The organism is Streptomyces sp. NPDC037203 (assembly GCF_055605065.1).
This window is the reverse complement of record NZ_JBVJUC010000015.1, coordinates 1-17,577: the sequence shown is the minus strand read 5'-3', so window position 1 is coordinate 17,577 and position 17,577 is coordinate 1. Positions and strand designations below refer to the sequence as shown.

Genomic DNA, 17,577 nt, shown 5'->3' with positions numbered 1-17,577 from the left:
CCTTTCCGGAAGGGGCTGCCATGGTGACCCGTTCCAGGGCCCGTGCCGCCCTCGACGCCCTCCGCGAGGATCTCGCCGGCGACGTCCTCGCCCCCGAGGACCCCGGCTACGACGCCGCCCGTGCCGTGTTCAACGCGATGGTCGACCGGCGTCCGGCCGTGATCGCGCAGTGCGCGCACGCGTCCGACGTCGTCCGCGCGGTGCGCTTCGCGCGGGAGCTGGATCTGCCCGTCGCGGTGCGCGGCGGCGGGCACGGCGTGGCGGGCACCGCGCTGGGGGACGGCGCGCTCGTGGTGGACCTGCGCCGGATGCGCGCGGTCACCGTCGACCCGGCCGCACGGGCGGTGCGGATCGAGGGCGGGGCCACGATGAGCGAGCTGGACCGGGCGACACAGCCGTACGCCCTGGCGACGACCGGGGGCCGGGCCTCCACCACGGGGATCGGCGGATTCGTCCTCGGCGGCGGTTCCGGCTGGCTGGAGCGCGCGTTCGGGCCGGCCGTGGACAACCTGATCGGGGTGGAGCTGGTGACCGCGGACGCCGAGCAGGTGCACGCGAGCGCCGACGACGACCCGGAGCTGTTCTGGGCGCTGCACGGCGGGGGCGGCAACTTCGGCGTCGCCACCGCGCTCACCCTAAAGCTGCACGAACTCCCGCTGTTCTGCGTGGCGTTGATGCTGTTCCTGCCGGAATGCGGGCCGTCGGCGGTGCGCGCGTTCCGGGAGATCCTGCGCACCGGGCCCGACGCGCTCGGCGGCGCGGTGCTGTATCTGACCGGCGCGCCCGCGGACTTCGTACCGCCCGAGCTGGTGGGCCGGCGGCTGTGCCTGGCCCTGCTGACCTACGCGGGCGCCGAGGACGAGCTGCGCCGCCTCGCCGAACCGCTGGCGGCGCTGCCGCACGAGAGGGGGGTCGTGGGCGCGCTGCCGTACGCCGAGGCGCAGTGCCTGCTCGACGCCCCGGCCGGGCTGCGCGACCAGTGGTCCGCGGAGTACCTCGGCGCCCTGCCCGACGACGCGGTGGACGTCTACTGCGCCCTCGGCGACAGCATGCCCGCCCCGGCACACACCCGGCACGCACTGCTCCCGCAGGGCGGGGCGGTCGCGGCCGGTCAGGGCACCTACCCGGTGTCCTACCGGGGCGCGCCCTGGGCCGTGCACCCGTTCGCCATGTGGGCGGACCCGGCCGACGACGACCCGTGCGCCGGCTGGGTGCGCGAGGTGCGCGCGGCCGTCCGGCCGTGGAGCACGGGGGCCGTGTGCCTGAACTTCATCGGCGACGAGGGCCCCGAGCGGGTCCGGGCGGGCCTGGGTGCGGGGAACACGCTGCGTCTGGAGAAGGTGAAGCGGCGCTACGACCCCGACAACGTCTTCCGGTTCAACCACAACATCAGGCCGGTGTAGCACCCGGCCGCCCGCGGAGATGTTCGTGCGGCGTTTTCGCAGGTAGCGTCCGCCTCATGGACAGCGGTACGGACAGCAGGGCCGACACCCACGGCGCGGGCATCACCGTTCAGCGGGCACTGGAGCTGCCGGGACTGCGCAGCGGGCTGCCGGAGATCGTCGCGGGCGCGGACCGGCTCGGCCGCACCGTGCGCTGGGTGCACGCGGGCGAGGTGCCGAACATCGCCTCGCTGCTCAAGGGCGGCGAGCTGCTGCTCACCACGGGGTACGGCTTGGGCACCCGGCCGGCCGAGCAGCGGGCGTTCGTGCGCACGCTGGCCGAGCGCGGGATCGCCGCGCTGGTGGTGGAGCTGGGCCCGCGCTTCAGCCGGCTGCCGGCCGCGCTGGTGGACACCGCGCGCGCGGCCGATCTGCCGCTGGTGCAGCTGCACCGCGAGGTGCCGTTCGTGGCGGTCACCGAGGAGATCCACACCGAGATCGTCAACGGGCACTACGCGCTGCTCCAGCGCGCCGAGGAGGTGCACCGGCGCTGTACCGAGGCGCTGCTGGGCGGCGGCGGGGTGCCGCAGGTGCTGGGCATCCTCGCCGGGTTCAGCGGCAATCCGGTGTTCCTGGAGACCGCCGACGGCCGGCTGCTGTACGCGGCCGGCGAGGGACCCGAGGGCGCGGACCCGCTCCAGGTGTGGGAGGGGTTGCGCGGCCCGCACAAGAACGCGCCGCCGCCCGCCGGTTCGGTCCTGGTGGACGTGCCGGGCGGCGGTCCCGGTACGGCGGGTTCGGTGCGCGCCCGCCTGGTGCTGCTGCCGGTGTGCTCGCCGCTGTCGCCGGTGCACCGGATCGCCGCGGAGCGGGCGGCGGGCATCCTGGCCGTGGTGCTGATGCAGGCCCGGCAGGAGGAGGAGCTGGCGGCGCGGGGGCGCGGCGACTTCCTCACCGATCTCGCCGAGGGCCGTATCTCCGCCCAGGACGCGCCCGCCCAGGCCCGAGTGCTCGGCTTCAAGCCCGGCACCGGCCCGCTGCTGCCGGTCGTGATGCGGGTCGGCGACCCCCTCTCCCCCGGCGGAGGCTGGGCGGTGCTCGCCCGCGCGGTCTCCGAGGAGCTGGCCGCGGTGGGCGTGCCGGTGCTGCTGGGCGTACGGCCGGTGGAGGGCCGGGTGCTGGTGCTGCTCGGGCTGCGCGCGGAGTCGGAGCGCACGGCGGTCGCGGACCGGGTGGCGGCGGCGCTGCGGGCGGGGGTCGAGCGCGCCGGGATGCAGCGGACGGGCACTCCCCCGCCGGTGGTGGTCGTGGGCGTGGCGGGCGGCTGGGCGGCAGCCTCGGCGGGGCTGCGGCACGCGGCGGAGACGGCGACGGCCGCGCAGGGGCTGACCGACCGTCCGTGGTACGACGCCCGGCGCCTCGACATCGACCTGCTGCTCTGGCGGCTGCGCGACCACCCGGACCTCGCGGCCTTCGTCGACCGGGCGATCGGCCCGCTGCGCGACCACGACCGGCGCTCCAAGCCGCCGCTGCTGCCCACCCTGGAGACGTATCTCGCGCACGCGGGCCGCAAGGCGGAGACCGCCCGCGAACTCCATCTGAACCGGCAGACGCTGTACAACCGCCTCGCCCGCATCGGCGAGTTGCTGGGCACCGACCTCGACGACCCGCAGACCGTCCTGGCCCTGAGCCTCGCCCTGCGGGCGCGCCGCCACGCGCCTTAGGACGGTGGGCACGACCTCGACGCGGCGGCTGCGGATCCTGCCGCGGTCGGAGAGGGGCTTCCGCAGCGGACCGGTGTCCTCAGAGAATGAGTGGCCGGGTCAACTCGTCGTAGACGCTGAGCACTTGGGCGACCGTCTCGTCCTCGCTCGGCCAGCCGGCCGCCTGCCGTACGCCCTTCTCGCGCAGCAGCTCGCGCCGTGCCGGGTCGGCGAGCAGCCGTCCGACGGCGTCCGCGAGAGCCGACGGGTCGCCGTGGGGCACGAGTTCGGCCGCGTCGCCCACCAGGTCGGGGACGCCGCCGACGCGGGTGGCGACCAGGGGGACGCCCGCGTACAGCGCCTCCTGGACGAAGGCGGAGCGGGACTCCCGGTGGCTGGTCAGCAGCGCCAGATCGGCGGCGCCGAGCAGTTCGGGCAGGTCCTCGCGGTCGCCGAGGAGCCGTACCGGAAGCCGCTCGGCCTCGATGCGCCGCTGGAACAGCGGACGCAGCGGGCCCTCCCCCGCGACGACGACCAGCGGCGCCTGGTCCAGGTCCCGCCAGGCGCGGGCCGCGTCCAGCAGGGTCTCGTGGCCGCGGTGCCGTTCGAGGGGGCCGGCGGCGAGGAGCAGCGGGCGGCCGGTGGCGCCGAGTTCGGCGCGGACCTTGGGCCGCCGCCGGTCGGGGTCGTCGGCACCGGCCGCGGGGCGGGGGCGGCGGGGCAGGGTCACGGCGGCGAGCCGGGCGTCCCGCGCGCCGGTGCTGCGGGCGCGGTCGACCAGGTCCGGGCTGGTGCCGAGGACCACGGTCGCGGAGCGGGCCACGCGCCGCTCCAGCAGGCGCAGCAGATGGGCCCGCGCGCCCTCGGCGGACGCCCGGTCGTGCCAGGTGACGACCAGCGGGGTGGTGCGCCCGCCGAGCGCGAGGACGGTCCGGAAGGAGGCGTGCAGTCCGTGCGCGTGCACCACGTCCGCGTCGGTGCAGGCCGCCCGGAGCGCGGCCACCGCAGCGGGGTCGCTGCTGCGCGGCACGTGGATGTGGCCGGCGCCGGTTCCGGCGAAGTCGTAGGCACGGTCGGCCTCGACGGGGGCGCACACCGTGACCCGCACGCCGCGGGCGACCAGCCCGGCGGTCAGGGAGCGCACATGCGCGCTCCCGCCGGCGTCGCCCCCGCCCAGCACCTGCACGGTGCGCAGCGGCGGCCGGCCGTGCGGTGCGTTGCTGCTCAGGGGGCTCAAGAGGCCGGGCTCCTGGTTCGGCGTGGGGCGGGACACGAGGCAACGTACAGAAGGTAGCGGGCGCACAGGGGCGGCGGGATACGCCCCGCGCGCCTCCCGCGCGGTCGGCGTCCCCGCCCAGCATGCCAGCAGGCAGGGCCGTCGGGGCAATACCGGGCGGGCGCACAAGACGGCGGGCCGGGGCAATGCGCCGGAGCACATCACTCACACGGGTGAATGGCGCCCGTCCTGAGGTGACGGGAGCCTCCCGGTGTCCCCCGAGGTCAGACCGTCACAGCGACCGCGCCCACCCGGTGACACGGTCCCCGCGGACGGTGGCCGCCACGACGGCGACGGCGCCCGCGAGCAGCCCCGCGCGCCCGCTGCCCGCCGCCACGGCCGCCCCCAGCGCGGCGCCGAGCGCGTGCGCCCCCGTGTCCCCCAGCATCGTCCGCTCGCCCGCGTCCTCGCGCAGCACCGCCGCCGCGCCGCCCATCGCGACGGCGGCCAGTTCCCCGCCGGGTCCCTGGCGCAGCAGCGCCGGGGCGCCGAGCGCGAGCACCGCGCCGAGCGCGCGCCCCGGTCGTACGTCGACCAGGTTCACGCAGTGCGCGGCGCCCGCGATGACGACTCCGGCGAGGAGCCTGTCCAGGGGCCGTTCCCTCAGCAGCGCGCCCGCGGCGAGGGAGGCCGCGGATATCCCGAGCAACTTGACCGCGCCACTGGTGACCTCGCCGCCGCGCAGGGCGCCGAGGTGGGCCCGGAAGCCCCGGCGGTGGTCACCCGCCGCGTCGTCGTAGGCCCCGCAGACCCCGGCCGCCAGCACGGCGAGCCCGCCTGCGGGGTGCACCCGCGCGGCACCGACCGCGGTGCCGAGCACCGTGGCGGGCCCGGCGTACAGCTCGACGGTACGGCCCGCGTGGTTGGTCCGCCGCCAACGCGCCTCAGTGCCGGGCCGGCCGGCGCGCAGCAGGGCGTAGCCGGTCCGGGTGAGCGCGGCGGACAGCAGGAAAGAGCGGGACTTCGGGGCGCCGTCGATCATCCCGACACCCTAAGTCCCGCTGTCCGTCCACCGGTTGCGCTACCGGTCCGCCCGTGCCGTCGCCAGCAGTTCCTCCGCGTGGGCGCGGGCGGTCTCCGAGTCCTCCTGGCCCGCCAGCATGCGGGAGAGTTCACGGATGCGGTCCTCGCCCTCCAGGACCTTCACGCCGGAGCGGGTCACGGAGCCGTCGTCGGTCTTCTCCACCAGCAGCTGCCGGTCCGCGAAGGCGGCGACCTGGGGCAGGTGGGTGACGACGACGACCTGGGCGTTCCTGGCGAGCTTGGCGAGGCGGCGGCCGATCTCCACCGCCGCCTTGCCGCCGACGCCCGCGTCGACCTCGTCGAAGAGGTACGTCGGCACCGGGTCCGTGCCCGCGAAGACGACCTCCACCGCGAGCATCACCCGCGACAGCTCACCGCCGGAGGCCCCCTTGGCGATGGGCCGCGGCGGGGCGCCCGGATGCGGGGCGAGCAGCAGCTCGACCTCGTCCACGCCCATGGGGCCGTAGGCGACCCTCCGGCCGCCGACCTCGACGCCGTCGGGGTCCTCGGTCTGGCGGATGTCGAAGGAGACGCGCGCGTGCGGCATGGCCAGCGAGGCCAGCTCGGCGGTCACCGCGGCGGCGAACCGCTCGGCGGCCTCGGCGCGGGCGTCGGTCAGCGCCTGCGCGAGCCCGCCCAGTTCGGCGCTGAGCGCGTCCCGCTCGGCGGTCAGCTCCGCGATCCGCTCGTCGTCGCCGTCCAGCTCGGTCAGCCGCGCGGCGCTCTGCTCGGCCCACGCGAGGACGGCGTTCACGTCGTCGCCGTACTTGCGGGTCAGGGCGTTGAGGGCGGCCCGGCGTTCCTCGACCGCGGCGAGCCGCAGCGGGTCGGCGTCCAGGTCGTCGGCGTATCCGGCCAGCTCGCCGGCCACATCGCCGAGCAGGATCCCGATCTCGCCGATCCGCTCGGCGAGCGCGGCCAGCGCCGGGTCGTGGGCGCGTACGGCCTCCAGGGCCCGGTGCGCGCCCGCGACCAGGGCCTGGGCGTCGATGGACTCGGGGTCCTCGGGGTTGCCCGCGAGCGCGGCGTGCGCGGCCGTGGCGGCGGACGCCAGCGCCTCCGCGTGCCCGAGCCGCTCGGCCTCCCCGGCCAGCTCCGCGTCCTCGCCGGGGCTCGGCTCCACGGCGGCGATCTCGTCGAGGCCGTAGCGGAGCATGTCGGCCTCCTGCGCCCGCTCCCGTGCCCGCGTGGTGATCTCGTCCAGTTCGGCGGCGACGGCCCGCAGCCGCCGGTAGGCCGCGCCGTACTTGGCGAGCGGCACGGCGACCGCGTCGCCAGCGTACCGGTCGAGGGCGGCGCGCTGCCGGGAGAGCTTCAGCAGCCCCTGCTGGTCGGTCTGCCCGTGCACGGCCACCAGGTCGTCGGCCAGCTCGGCGAGCAGTCCGACGGGCACGCTGCGCCCACCCAGGTGGGCCCGCGAGCGGCCCTCGGCGGAGACGGTACGGCTGATCAGCAGGGCACCGTCGTCCAGCTCGGCCCCGGCCTCCTCGGCGCGGACGACGGCGGCGGCGTCCGCGGGCACGGAGATCCGCCCCTCCACGACCGCCTTGCCCGCCCCTATCCGCACGAGCGCCGGGTCGGCCCGCCCGCCGAGCAGCAGCCCCAGGCTGGTGACCACCATGGTCTTGCCCGCACCCGTCTCACCGGTGACCGCGGTGAACCCCGGCGACAGCTCGACGACGGCATCGTCGATGACCCCGAGCGACCGTATCCGCATCTCCTCCAACACGGAACAGACCATACGAGGTCCGGGGCGGCGCGCGCACATGCCCCACCCATGTCACTCGCTAGTGCGCTCCCCGCCACCCCGTCGTCGGCAAGGCGAACTTCGCGACCAGCCTGTCGGTGAACGAGGAATGATGCAGCCGGGCCAGCCGCACCGGCACCGCACCCCGCCGCACCTCCACCCGCGCCCCCGGCGGCAACTCGATCGTGCGCCGCCCGTCGCACCACAGCACCCCCGGCGGGACATGCGGCAGCACCTCCACCGCGAGCACCGAGTCCGGCGACGTGACCAGCGGCTTCGCGAACAGGGCGTGCGCGCTGATCGGCACCATCAGCAGCGCCTCCACCTCGGGCCACACCACCGGCCCCCCGGCGGAGAACGCGTACGCCGTGGACCCGGTCGGCGTGGACAGCACCACCCCGTCGCAGCCGAACCCCGTCACCGGCCGCCCGTCGATCTCCAGCACGACCTCCAGCAGCTTCTCCGCGCCGGCCTTCTGCACGGCCGCCTCGTTCAGCGCCCAGTCGGTGTGCACGATGTCCCCGTTGCGGTGCACCACCACATCGACGGTCATCCGCTCCTCGACCTCGTACGACCGCGCCACCACCCGGTCGACCACCCGATCGAGGTCATCGCGTTCCGCCTCCGCGAGGAATCCCACGCGCCCCAGGTTGACGCCGAGCATCGGCACCCCGGACGCGCGGGCGAACTCCGCGCCCCGCAGCAGCGTCCCGTCGCCGCCGAGCACGATCAGCAGCTCGCAGCCGTCGAGGCACGCCGGGGTCGCCTCCCGCTCCAGCGCCACCTCGTCCGGGAGCGGCAGGTCGCGCGCCTCCTCCTCCAGCACCCGCACACCGATGCCATGCCTGAGCAGGCCCTTGACGACGAGTTCCGCACTGCGGATCGCCGCCGGCCGCCCGGTGTGGGCCAGCAGGAAAACCGTACGCGCCAGGTTCTGTGTCAACGCGGCCCCTCCGCCACTGCACGCTCGACATCGGCCGGGTCCAGGCGGGGGGCGCCGGACCGCAGCCACAGGAAGTACTCGACATTGCCCGAGGGTCCCGGCAGCGGACTCGCGGTGACGCCCCGCACCCCGAGCCCCAGCTCCCAGCCCTTCTCGGCCACCCCGCGCACGGCCTCCGCCCGCAGCTGCGGACTCCGTACGACACCCCCGCTGCCGAGTCGTTCCTTGCCGACCTCGAACTGCGGTTTGACCATCATCACGAGGTCGGCGTCCTCCTTCACGCACCGCTTCAGGGCCGGCAGCACCAGCCCGAGCGGGATGAAGGAAAGATCGCCCACGACGAGATCCACAGGTTCCCCGTCGATCGCGTCGAGCGTCAACTCCCGTACGTTCGTACGGTCCTTGACGGTGACCCGCGCATCGCTCTGCAACGACCACGCGAGCTGCCCGTAGCCGACGTCCACGGCGACGACGTGGGCGGCGCCCGCGCGCAGCAGGACATCGGTGAAGCCGCCGGTGGAGGCGCCGGCGTCCAGCGCGCGCCGGCCCTCGACCACCAGCCCCCGCGGCACGAAGGCCGCGAGCGCGCCGGCGAGCTTGTGGCCGCCGCGGGAGACGTAGTCGGGGTCGCTGTCGTCGGCCTGCACCACGATCGCGGCGGCGGTCTCCACCTGGGTGGCCGGCTTGGTCGCCACGGTCTTGCCGACGGTGACCCGCCCGGCGGCGATCAGCTGGCTGGCGTGCTCACGCGAGCGCGCGAGCTTCCGGCGGACCAGCTCCGCGTCCAGACGGCGGCGTGCGACTCCTGCCACGTTCGGTTCAGCTCCTGCTTTCGTACGGCCTCGGGGGCGCCGGAGGTCCCGGACGGGCGTCGAGCGCGGTCAGCGCGTCACGCAGCCCCTGGTGTACATCCTCGTACACCTCGATATGACCGTCGGTGGCGAGGTGGTCGGCATCGGCCAGCCGCACCAGCCGGGCGTCCACCGCGGCGTCGCCGGTGGGGGTGCGCGGGAGGTTCAGGGGGGCGGGGGCCGCGGGGTCGTACGCGGGGTCGTCCGCCGGTTCGGGTGCCGCGGGGGACCCGGCCGGAGGCTCGGGCCGCTGGGCGGTGGTGGGGGTGCCCCCGATCTCGGCCTCGGACACGGACTCGCTCATGCCCAGACGCTACATCGAACCGCTGGGGTACGGTCGGTGGCGATGGCCACGATCGACGAGTGCCGCACCGCACTGCGCAAGCTTTCGGACAACATGAGAGGCGCCGAAGGCGACGCGCGGGACGCCGCCGCGCTCGAACGCACGGTGAGCTGCCACATCACCGACCTGGACGTCACCTTCGCCGGCCGGATGACCGGGGGCCGCCTGGAGGTGGACGAGACCCTGCCCGGACCCCCGCGCGAGCGGGCGCAGATCCGGCTGGCGATGGCCGGTGACGACCTGCTGGCCCTGGTGGACGGCGGGCTCCACTTCGCGACCGCCTGGGGCAAGGGCCGGGTGCGGCTGGAGGCGGGCCTGCTGGATCTGTTCCGGCTCAGGAAGCTGCTGTGACCCGCTGAGCGCGGGCCTTGCGGGCGGCGGGCACCACCAGCGGGGTCCCCGTCTCCGGGTCCTCGATGACCTGGCACTTCAGCCCGAACACCCGCTCCACCAGTTCGGCCGTGACGATGTCGTTCGGCGCGCCCTCGGCGATCACCTCGCCGCCGCGCAGGGCGATCAGGTGGGTGGCGTAGCGGGCCGCGTGGTTGAGGTCGTGCAGGACGGCCACCAGGGTGCGGCCCCGGGTCTCGTGCAGTTCGGCGCACAGGTCGAGGACGTCGATCTGGTGCTGGATGTCGAGGTAGGTGGTGGGCTCGTCCAGGAGCAGCAGCGGGGTCTGCTGGGCGAGCGCCATGGCGATCCACACCCGCTGCCGCTGCCCGCCGGAGAGCTCGTCCACGTACCGCTCGGCCAGCCCGTCCACCCCGGTCTGCCGCATGGACTCCTGGACGACCCGCTCGTCCTCGGCGGACCACTGGCGCAGCAGGCCCTGGTGCGGATAGCGGCCCCGGCCGACCAGGTCGGCGACGGTGATGCCGTCCGGGGCGACGGCCGACTGCGGGAGCAGGCCGAGGGTGCGGGCGACCTGCTTGGCGGGCAGCGACTGGATGGCCTGCCCGTCCAGGAGGACCTTGCCCTGGCTGGGCTTCAGCATCCGGGACAGCGCCCGCAGCAGCGTCGACTTGCCGCACGCGTTCGGCCCGACGATCACCGTGAAGGAGTTGTCGGGGATCTCCACCGACAACTGCTCGGCGATGACCCGCTGGTCGTAGGCGAGGGTGACGTGCTCGGCGGACAGGCGGTTCACAGTGCTCCTAGGAAGGTTGGTGCCGGCGGCGCTCGTCTCCGGTTTGGCGCTCATATCCGGCCTGCCCGGCGCTCGGTGACCAGCAGCCACAGCAGATAGCCGCCGCCGAGGACGCCGGTGACCACGCCGACCGGCAGCCGCCCCGCGCCGAAGAGGCGCTGCGAGGCCCAGTCGGCGGTGACGAGGAGGGCGGCGCCCATGCAGAGGGAGGCCACCAGGTTGGGGCCCGGCGAGCGGGTGAGCCGGCGGGCGAGCTGGGGGGCGGTGAGGGCGACGAAGCTGACGGGTCCGGCGGCGGCGGTGGCGGCCGCGGTGAGCAGCACGGCGCTGACCATCAGCACCAGCCGCACCCGCTGCACCGGCACACCGAGGGCACCCGCGGTGTCGTCGCCCATCTCCAGCATCCGCAGGCCCCGGCCATGGGCGAGGACCAGCGGCAGCAGGACGGCGCACAGCCCGAGCAGCGGCCAGACCTGGTCCCAGTCGCGGCCGTCGAGCGAGCCGGTCATCCACACGACCGCGCGGGCCGCGTCCACCAGGTCGGCCTTGGTGAGCAGATAGCCGTTGACCGCGGTGACGACCGCGCTGACGCCGATGCCGACCAGGACGAGCCGGTACCCGTGCACCCCCTGCTTCCAGGCGAGCAGATAGATCGCGAGTCCGGTCACCAGCCCGCCGATCAGCGCGCCGAGGGTGACCTCGGCGGCGCTGCCGGACATCAGCACGATCACCACCAGCGCGCCCGCCGTCGCCCCCTGGGACAGGCCCAGCACGTCCGGGCTGCCCAGCGGGTTGCGGGAGAGGGACTGGAACAGCGCGCCGCCGAGCCCGAGCGAGGCGCCGACCAGCAGGCCGACGAGGACGCGGGGCAGACGCAGTTCGCGGACGATGAAGTCCTGGTAGGCGTTGCCGTTCCCGGCGAGCGTCCTGACCACGTCGGCGGCGGGGATCTTCGCGTCGCCGGTGCCGATCAGCGCGACGCCGGCGGCCAGCGCGGCGATCAGCAGCAGGACGACGACGATCAGCGCACGCGGGTCCAGGCGCACCGACAGCCCGCCGGGGACGCGTACGGCACGGCTCCTGGGATGTGTCCTCACAGCTGGGCCGTCCTCCGTCGTCGTACCAGAAAGATGAAGACCGGGCCGCCGATGACCGCGGTGACGATGCCGACCTGCAACTCCGCGGGGCGGGCCACGACCCGGCCGACCACGTCGGCGCCGAGCAGCAGCACGGGCGACAGGACGGCGGCGTACGGCAGGATCCAGCGCAGGTCGGGGCCGGTGAAGGAGCGCACCGCGTGCGGGACCATCAGGCCGACGAAGACGATGGGGCCGCAGGCGGCGGTCGCTGCACCGCACAGCACGGTGGCGGCGAGCATGGCCAGGGCGCGGGTGCGGGCGAGGTGGGCGCCGAGGGCGCGGGCGGTGTCGTCGCCCATCGTCACGGCGTTCAGCGGCCGGGCCAGCGCCAGCGCCAGCAGGCTGCCCGCGGCGAGGAACGGCAGCACCTGCGTGATGGTCGACTCGCTCGCGGAGGCCAGCGAGCCCACGGTCCAGAAGCGCATCCGGCCGAGCGCCGCGTTGTCCATGATCATCACGGCCTGGAGGTAGCCGTACAGGGCGGCGCTGATCGCCGTACCGGCGAGGGCGAGGCGGACCGGGGTGGCGCCTCTGCTGCCGCCGAGGAACCAGACCAGTGCGCCCACCGCGGCGGCGCCGAGGAAGGCGAACCACACATAGCCGGTCAGGCTGGTGACGCCGAGGAAGGAGATGGCGGTGACGACGGCCGCCGAGGCGCCGGCGTTGATGCCGAGCAGGCCGGGGTCGGCCAGCGGATTGCGGGTGAGCGCCTGGAGCACCGCGCCGGACAGGCCGAGCGCGGCGCCGGCCAGCAGCCCGAGCACGGTGCGCGCGAGCCGCTCGTCCACGACGACGTCGCCGTACGTCCCCGAATCGTGGAACAGGCCGTGCCAGACCTGCGCCAAGGAGAGCCCTTTCGCCCCGATCGCGATGCTCGCCACGGCGACGAGCACCAGGAGCACGACCGAGAGCAGCAGCCCAAGGGGCCGTATCGCCCGGCGAGTTGGGGGCGCGGGGGCGGTCGCCGCGCGGGGTTCCGGAGGACTGTCGACCAACACGAGGTTAGGTTAGCCTATCCTCGCATCGGGTCGGGATCCCCCGGGTGCCGAGCCGGGTGGGCAGGGGCATCGGGTGGCGTGCGACGTCCCAGGCGCACGCGGTACCACGAGGGTCCGCCCACCGCCGATCCGCTGCGTTCCGAGGGCCGCCGGTATGAAGGCCGGTCAGAGGCCGAGGCGTGCCAGGGCCTTTCCGCCGTCCAGTTCGCAGGAGCCCGTCCCGGCCGTCGTCCACGCCGCGGCGCACAGGGCCCGCAGGCCGTCCAGGGCCTCGCCGTCGCCGCTCAGCTCCAACCGGTCGGACCCGGCCGTCGCCGTCCACCCGCCACACCGGAACCCCTCACCCTCTCGGGTGATTTCCGGCTGGCCGGTGAGCAGCCCCCGCAGATCCGCGTCCACGTACGTCGGCCGGTGCTCCGGCGTCGCCGCCAGCAGCCGGACCCCGTCGGTGACGCCGGTCAGCACCAGCAGCGAGTCCACCCCGCCGTTGAACGCGCCCTCGATGTCGGTGTCCAGCCGGTCCCCCACCACCAGCGGCCGCTCCGCACCGGTCCGGATGATCGTCTCCCGGTGCATGGGCGGCAGCGGCTTGCCCGCCACCTGCGGTTCCTTGCCCGTCGCGATCCGTACGACCTCCACCGCCGCTCCGTTGCCCGGCGCGATCCCGCGCCCGCTCGGGATCGTCAGATCGGTGTTGGACGCGAACCACGGCACCCCGCGCGCCACCGCGTACGACGCCTCCGCGAACCGGCCCCAGGCCAGCTCGGGTCCGCCGTACCCCTGGACGACCGCCGCCGGATCGTCGTCCGCCGACTCCACCGGCACCAGGTCCCGCTCGCGCAGCGCCGCCCGCAACCCCTCGCCGCCGATCACCAGCACCCGCGCCCCGGAGGGCACCTGCTCCGCGATCAGCCGCGCCACCGCCTGTGCAGAGGTGACGACATCCTCGGCCGCCGCCGGTATCCCCAGCTCGGTCAGATGCCCGGCGACCGCCTCCGGCGTACGCAGCGCGTTGTTCGTGACATACGCCAGATGCATCCCGCCCGTCCTGGCCCGCTCCAGCGAGTCGACGGCATGCGCGATCGCGTGCCCGCCCGCGTACACCACCCCGTCGAGGTCGAGCAGCGCCGTGTCGTACGCCTCGCTCAGGGGCCGCTCACTGCCGTCGGGCACGGTCCTGACACCGTCGCTCATATCCGCATCGCTCCTCGTTCGCTCGCTTACCCCCGATCATCCCGCATGCCGCTGACATACGATGCCGGGATGGACAATGCAGGTCACTCGGAAGCAATGGCGCGCCGGGGCCTGGAACTCACCCCGTTCCGCGGCCTTCGATACGACCCCGACCGGGTCGGCAGCCTGGCCTCCGTCACCTCGCCGCCGTACGACGTCGTGGTACGGCCCGACGGGGTGCACCATCTCCAGTCGGCGGATCCGCACAACATCGTCCGGCTGATCCTCCCCGAGGCCCACACTCCCAGCGAACGCACCGAGCAGGCCGCCGACACCCTGCGCCGCTGGCTGGCCGAGGGCATCCTCACCGCGGACCCCGAACCCGCCCTGTACGTGTACGAGCAGAGCGACGGCGACGGCATGCTCCAGCGCGGCATCATCGGGACGCTGCGGGTCTCCGAGCCGGCCGAGGGCGTGGTACTGCCGCACGAGGGCGTCATGCCGCCGGTGGTCGCCGAACGCGCCGCCCTGATGCGGGCCACCCGCGCCAACCTGGAACCGCTGCTGCTGACCTACCGCGGCGACGGCACGGCCGCGGAGGTCGTGGAGCGCACCGCGGAGAAACCGCCGCTGCTGACCACGACCACGGAGGACGGCTTCCGGCACCGCCTGTGGGCGATCACGGACGCCACCGACGTCGAGCGCATCCAGTCCGGCCTGTCCCACCACCAGGCGCTGATCGCCGACGGACACCACCGCTGGGCCACCTATCTGCGGCTGCGCGACGAGCAGCCGGCCCCCGGCCCCTGGGACTACGGCCTGGTCCTGCTGGTCGACACGGCCCGCTACCCGCTGCGCGTGCGCGCCATCCACCGGCTGCTGCACGGCCTGCCGGTCGCCGACGCGCTGGCCGCCGTGGACGGCCTGTTCCGGGTACGGCGCCTGGACACCCCGCTGGCCGAGGCGCAGGCGGCGCTGGCGGACGCGTCCTGCGCGGGCAACGCCTTCCTGCTGGCCGGTGACGGCGCGTTCCACCTGCTCGACCGCCCGGACCCGGCGCTGCTGGCCCGCACCGTCCCGGCGGACCGTCCGGCCGCCTGGCGCTCCCTGGACGCCACGGTCCTGCACGCCACCCTGCTGGAACACGTCTGGCACATCCCCGAGGACTCCCCGGCGCACATCGCCTACATCCACGACACGGCCGCGACCGTGGCGAAGGCCGAACACGACGGCGGTACGGCCGTGCTGATGCACCCGGTGCGCGAGGAGGTCGTACGCGATCTGGCACGGCAGGGCGTGACCATGCCGCGCAAGTCGACGTCGTTCGGACCCAAGCCGGCGTCGGGGCTGGTGCTGCGGGCACTGGAGATCTGATCCCGCGCGGCTCCGGGCATGCGAAAGGGGGCGGGTTCCACCGGGAACCCGCCCCCTTCTCGCTCACTGGTGGGCGTCAGTCCTTGTCGCCCTCGTCGTCGCGGTCGCTGTCGCTGTCCGCCTTGGGCTCGGCGGTCTCGACGGCCTCGACGGCGTCGTCCTCGTTCTCGTCCAGGGCGTCGACGAACTCCACGCCGTCCATCTCGGCGAGCCGGTCGGAGGCGTCGGTGCTGCCGTCCCGGTCGGCCTCGACGGCCTTCGCGAACCACTCCCGCGCCTCGCCCTCGCGGCCGGCCGCGAGCAGGGCGTCGGCGTAGGCGTAGCGCAGACGCGCGGTCCACGGCTGGATGGAGTTGGAGGCCAGCTCGGAGCTCTGGAGGGTCACGATGGCCGCGTCCAGCTGATCCATGTCACGCCGGGCACCGGCCGCGACGAGCCGCATCTCGACCTGACCGGCCTTGTCGAGCTTGTGCACCTCGGGGGCACCGGCCATGTCCAGCGCCTTCTCCGGCCGCCCGAGCCCGCGCTCGCAGTCGGCCATCACCGGCCACAGCTCCACGCTGCCGGTCATCCGGCGGGCGGCGCGGAACTCGGCGAGCGCCTCGCTGTACTTCTGGTTGGCGTACGCCGCGAAACCGGCGGCCTCGCGTACGGCGGCCACGCGGGACGCCAGGCGCAGGGCCACCTTGGAGTAGCCGTAGGCGCCCTCGGGGTCCTCGTCGATGAGCCGCGCGACCATCACCAGGTTGCGGGCGACGTCCTCCGCGAGCGTCTTGGGCAGGCTCTGCAGCTCCTGCCGGACGTCCTTGTCGATCTCGTCGCCGGTGACGTCCTCCGGGATCGGCAGCCGCTTGATCGGTTCCCGGTCGTGGTGACGGTCCCGGTCGCGGTCCCGCTCGTCACGGAAGCGGCCACCGCCACGGCGGTCGTCGCTCCGGCCGTCCCGCCCACGGAAGCCACCGGGACGCCCACCACGGTCGTCACGACGGGGGCCGCGGTCGCGGTCGTCGCGCTGGAAACCGGGACGCGAGGAACGGTCGTCGTCACGACGCCCGTACGAGGGACGGTCATCACGCCGGCCGTAACCGCCACCACGGTTGTCACCGCCGCGGTTGTCGTCGCGGCGGTCGTCACGACGGAACCCGCCGCGGTCGCCACGGTCGTCGTCACGGCGACCGTAGGAGGGGCGGTCGTCGCGCCGGCCGTAGCCGCCGCCGCGGTTGTCATCGCGGCGATTGTCGTCGCGGCGGTCGTCACGACGGAACCCGCCGCGGTCGTCGTCGCGGCGACCGTAGGACGGGCGCTCATCGCGGCGGTCGTCACGGCGAAAGCCACCGGGACGCCCACCACGGTCATCGCGACGGGGGCCGCGGTCGCGGTCGTCGCGCTGGAAACCCGGACGCGAGGAACGGTCGTCGTCACGACGCCCGTACGAGGGACGGTCATCACGCCGGCCGTAGCCGCCACCACGGTTGTCACCGCCGCGGTTGTCGTCGCGGCGGTCGTCACGACGGAACCCGCCGCGGTCGCCACGGTCGTCGTCACGGCGACCGTAGGAGGGGCGGTCGTCGCGCCGGCCGTAGCCGCCGCCGCGGTTGTCACCGCCGCGGTTGTCGTCACGGCGGTCGTAGGAGGGGCGGTCGTCGCGGCGGAACCCGCCGCGGTCGCCACCCCGGTCGTCGTCGCGACGGAACGAGGGGCGCTCATCACGGCGGTCGTCACGGCGGAAGCCACCGGGACGCCCACCACGGTCGTCACGACGGGGACCACGGTCGCGGTCGTCGCGCTGGAAACCCGGACGCGAGGAACGGTCGTCGTCACGACGCCCGTACGAGGGACGGTCATCACGGCGACCGTAACCGCCACCACGGTTGTCACCGCCGCGGTTGTCGTCGCGGCGGTCGTCACGACGGAACCCGCCGCGGTCGCCACGATTGTCGTCGCGGCGACCGTACGAGGGGCGGTCGTCACGGCGGTCATCGCGGCGGAAACCGCCGCGGTCGCCGCGGTAGCCGCCGCGGTCGCCCCGGTCCCCACTGTCCCGTCGCCGCTGGTCGCGCTCCGGTCGGTCGTCGGGAGAGTTGGTGGACATGGTGACTCCTGTCTTCGGTACCGCAAACATTGTAAAAACAAAAGGACCCTTGGTCCCAGCTGAACGCTGGGACCAAGGGTCCTCCAAAGATTGTTCGGCGGCGTCCTACTCTCCCACAGGGTCCCCCCTGCAGTACCATCGGCGCTGTAAGGCTTAGCTTCCGGGTTCGATATGTAACCGGGCGTTTCCCCTACGCTATGACCACCGAAACCCTAATGGTTTCGAGCGAACAAGCACACTTTGTAGTTATGCGTTCAGCTCTTACCGGCAACTGTTCGTTGCCTCAGAACTAACACAGTGGACGCGAGCAACTGAGGACAAGCCCTCGGCCTATTAGTACCGGTCACCTCCACCAGTCACCTGGCTTCCAGATCCGGCCTATCAAC

General features: G+C 74.3%; 16 protein-coding genes and 1 rRNA gene. 5 read left to right on the top strand and 12 right to left on the bottom strand.

Features of this window, described 5'->3' with window-relative positions; all coding sequences use genetic code 11:
• Positions 1–20: 20 nt before the first annotated feature.
• Entirely contained in the window at positions 21–1,403 is a 1,383-nt protein-coding gene (locus tag ACZ7EC_RS30050) for an FAD-binding oxidoreductase (RefSeq protein WP_471067498.1), read from the top strand.
• A 56-nt stretch (positions 1,404–1,459) separates the two neighbouring features.
• Complete coding sequence (locus tag ACZ7EC_RS30045; RefSeq protein ID WP_471067495.1) at positions 1,460–3,106, top strand: PucR family transcriptional regulator; 1,647 nt, start codon at positions 1,460–1,462, stop codon at positions 3,104–3,106.
• 79 nt (positions 3,107–3,185) lie between these two features.
• On the opposite strand, the gene ACZ7EC_RS30040 is transcribed toward ACZ7EC_RS30045, so the two are convergent.
• From ACZ7EC_RS30040 to ACZ7EC_RS30015, 6 genes are all read right to left on the bottom strand, one after another.
• Entirely contained in the window at positions 3,186–4,322 is a 1,137-nt protein-coding gene (locus ACZ7EC_RS30040) for a glycosyltransferase family 4 protein (RefSeq protein WP_471067492.1), read from the bottom strand.
• A gap of 271 nt (positions 4,323–4,593) precedes the next feature.
• Positions 4,594–5,343, bottom strand: coding sequence for a hypothetical protein (locus ACZ7EC_RS30035; RefSeq protein WP_471067489.1), 750 nt, complete (start codon positions 5,341–5,343; stop codon positions 4,594–4,596).
• Positions 5,344–5,382: 39 nt separating this feature from the next.
• Positions 5,383–7,125 (bottom strand): DNA repair protein RecN, encoded by a 1,743-nt coding sequence (gene recN, locus ACZ7EC_RS30030; protein ID WP_471067487.1) that lies wholly within the window; start codon positions 7,123–7,125, stop codon positions 5,383–5,385.
• 46 nt (positions 7,126–7,171) lie between these two features.
• The gene (locus ACZ7EC_RS30025) at positions 7,172–8,074 is read right to left on the bottom strand and encodes an NAD kinase (protein WP_471067485.1); all 903 of its coding nucleotides are present in this window, start codon (positions 8,072–8,074) and stop codon (positions 7,172–7,174) included.
• Positions 8,071–8,886 (bottom strand): TlyA family RNA methyltransferase, encoded by an 816-nt coding sequence (locus tag ACZ7EC_RS30020; RefSeq protein WP_471067483.1) that lies wholly within the window; start codon positions 8,884–8,886, stop codon positions 8,071–8,073. Before ACZ7EC_RS30020 ends, ACZ7EC_RS30025 begins: the two co-directional genes overlap by 4 nt.
• 7 nt (positions 8,887–8,893) lie before the next feature.
• Positions 8,894–9,229 carry a hypothetical protein gene (locus ACZ7EC_RS30015; protein WP_471067481.1) on the bottom strand — a complete coding sequence of 112 codons (336 nt, stop codon included), beginning with the start codon at positions 9,227–9,229 and terminating at the stop codon, positions 8,894–8,896.
• A gap of 42 nt (positions 9,230–9,271) precedes the next feature.
• Between ACZ7EC_RS30015 and ACZ7EC_RS30010 the strand changes: the two genes are divergently transcribed.
• Positions 9,272–9,619, top strand: a complete 348-nt coding sequence (locus ACZ7EC_RS30010; protein WP_471067478.1) for a sterol-binding protein — start codon at positions 9,272–9,274, stop codon at positions 9,617–9,619.
• On the opposite strand, the gene ACZ7EC_RS30005 is transcribed toward ACZ7EC_RS30010, so the two are convergent.
• The 4 genes from ACZ7EC_RS30005 to ACZ7EC_RS29990 form a co-directional block, all read right to left on the bottom strand.
• Positions 9,603–10,469 (bottom strand): ABC transporter ATP-binding protein, encoded by an 867-nt coding sequence (locus ACZ7EC_RS30005; protein ID WP_471067475.1) that lies wholly within the window; start codon positions 10,467–10,469, stop codon positions 9,603–9,605. The genes ACZ7EC_RS30010 and ACZ7EC_RS30005 overlap by 17 nt on opposite strands.
• Positions 10,466–11,512 carry a FecCD family ABC transporter permease gene (locus ACZ7EC_RS30000; RefSeq protein WP_471067472.1) on the bottom strand — a complete coding sequence of 349 codons (1,047 nt, stop codon included), beginning with the start codon at positions 11,510–11,512 and terminating at the stop codon, positions 10,466–10,468. Before ACZ7EC_RS30000 ends, ACZ7EC_RS30005 begins: the two co-directional genes overlap by 4 nt.
• Complete coding sequence (locus ACZ7EC_RS29995) at positions 11,509–12,552, bottom strand: FecCD family ABC transporter permease (protein ID WP_471067470.1); 1,044 nt, start codon at positions 12,550–12,552, stop codon at positions 11,509–11,511. The genes ACZ7EC_RS30000 and ACZ7EC_RS29995 overlap by 4 nt, the downstream gene beginning before the upstream one ends.
• A gap of 165 nt (positions 12,553–12,717) precedes the next feature.
• Complete coding sequence (locus ACZ7EC_RS29990; RefSeq protein WP_471067467.1) at positions 12,718–13,746, bottom strand: HAD-IIA family hydrolase; 1,029 nt, start codon at positions 13,744–13,746, stop codon at positions 12,718–12,720.
• A 69-nt stretch (positions 13,747–13,815) separates the two neighbouring features.
• On the opposite strand from ACZ7EC_RS29990, the gene ACZ7EC_RS29985 reads away from it, so the two are divergent.
• Positions 13,816–15,099, top strand: coding sequence for a DUF1015 domain-containing protein (locus ACZ7EC_RS29985; protein WP_471067464.1), 1,284 nt, complete (start codon positions 13,816–13,818; stop codon positions 15,097–15,099).
• Between the two features lie 76 nt (positions 15,100–15,175).
• Here the strand turns inward: ACZ7EC_RS29985 and ACZ7EC_RS29980 are convergent, their stop codons facing one another.
• Entirely contained in the window at positions 15,176–15,946 is a 771-nt protein-coding gene (locus ACZ7EC_RS29980; RefSeq protein WP_471067730.1) for a tetratricopeptide repeat protein, read from the bottom strand.
• Between the two features lie 21 nt (positions 15,947–15,967).
• On the opposite strand from ACZ7EC_RS29980, the gene ACZ7EC_RS29975 reads away from it, so the two are divergent.
• Positions 15,968–17,254, top strand: coding sequence for a hypothetical protein (locus tag ACZ7EC_RS29975; protein WP_471067744.1), 1,287 nt, complete (start codon positions 15,968–15,970; stop codon positions 17,252–17,254).
• Between the two features lie 29 nt (positions 17,255–17,283).
• Here ACZ7EC_RS29975 and rrf read toward each other — a convergent pair.
• Positions 17,284–17,400 (bottom strand): 5S ribosomal RNA (rrf, locus tag ACZ7EC_RS29970).
• Positions 17,401–17,577 lie beyond the last annotated feature (177 nt).

What these genes read in the sequence shown, in the direction of transcription:
- ACZ7EC_RS30050 (WP_471067498.1), top strand. Translation starts at nt 21, where the DNA reads ATGGTGACCCGTTCCAGGGCCCGTGCCGCCCTCGACGCCCTCCGCGAG.
- ACZ7EC_RS30045 (WP_471067495.1), top strand. Translation starts at nt 1,460, where the DNA reads ATGGACAGCGGTACGGACAGCAGGGCCGACACCCACGGCGCGGGCATC.
- ACZ7EC_RS30035 (WP_471067489.1), bottom strand. Translation starts at nt 5,343, where the DNA reads ATGATCGACGGCGCCCCGAAGTCCCGCTCTTTCCTGCTGTCCGCCGCG.
- recN (WP_471067487.1), bottom strand. Translation starts at nt 7,125, where the DNA reads ATGGTCTGTTCCGTGTTGGAGGAGATGCGGATACGGTCGCTCGGGGTC.
- ACZ7EC_RS30015 (WP_471067481.1), bottom strand. Translation starts at nt 9,229, where the DNA reads ATGAGCGAGTCCGTGTCCGAGGCCGAGATCGGGGGCACCCCCACCACC.
- ACZ7EC_RS30010 (WP_471067478.1), top strand. Translation starts at nt 9,272, where the DNA reads ATGGCCACGATCGACGAGTGCCGCACCGCACTGCGCAAGCTTTCGGAC.
- ACZ7EC_RS30005 (WP_471067475.1), bottom strand. Translation starts at nt 10,469, where the DNA reads ATGAGCGCCAAACCGGAGACGAGCGCCGCCGGCACCAACCTTCCTAGG.
- ACZ7EC_RS29990 (WP_471067467.1), bottom strand. Translation starts at nt 13,746, where the DNA reads ATGAGCGACGGTGTCAGGACCGTGCCCGACGGCAGTGAGCGGCCCCTG.
- ACZ7EC_RS29985 (WP_471067464.1), top strand. Translation starts at nt 13,816, where the DNA reads ATGGACAATGCAGGTCACTCGGAAGCAATGGCGCGCCGGGGCCTGGAA.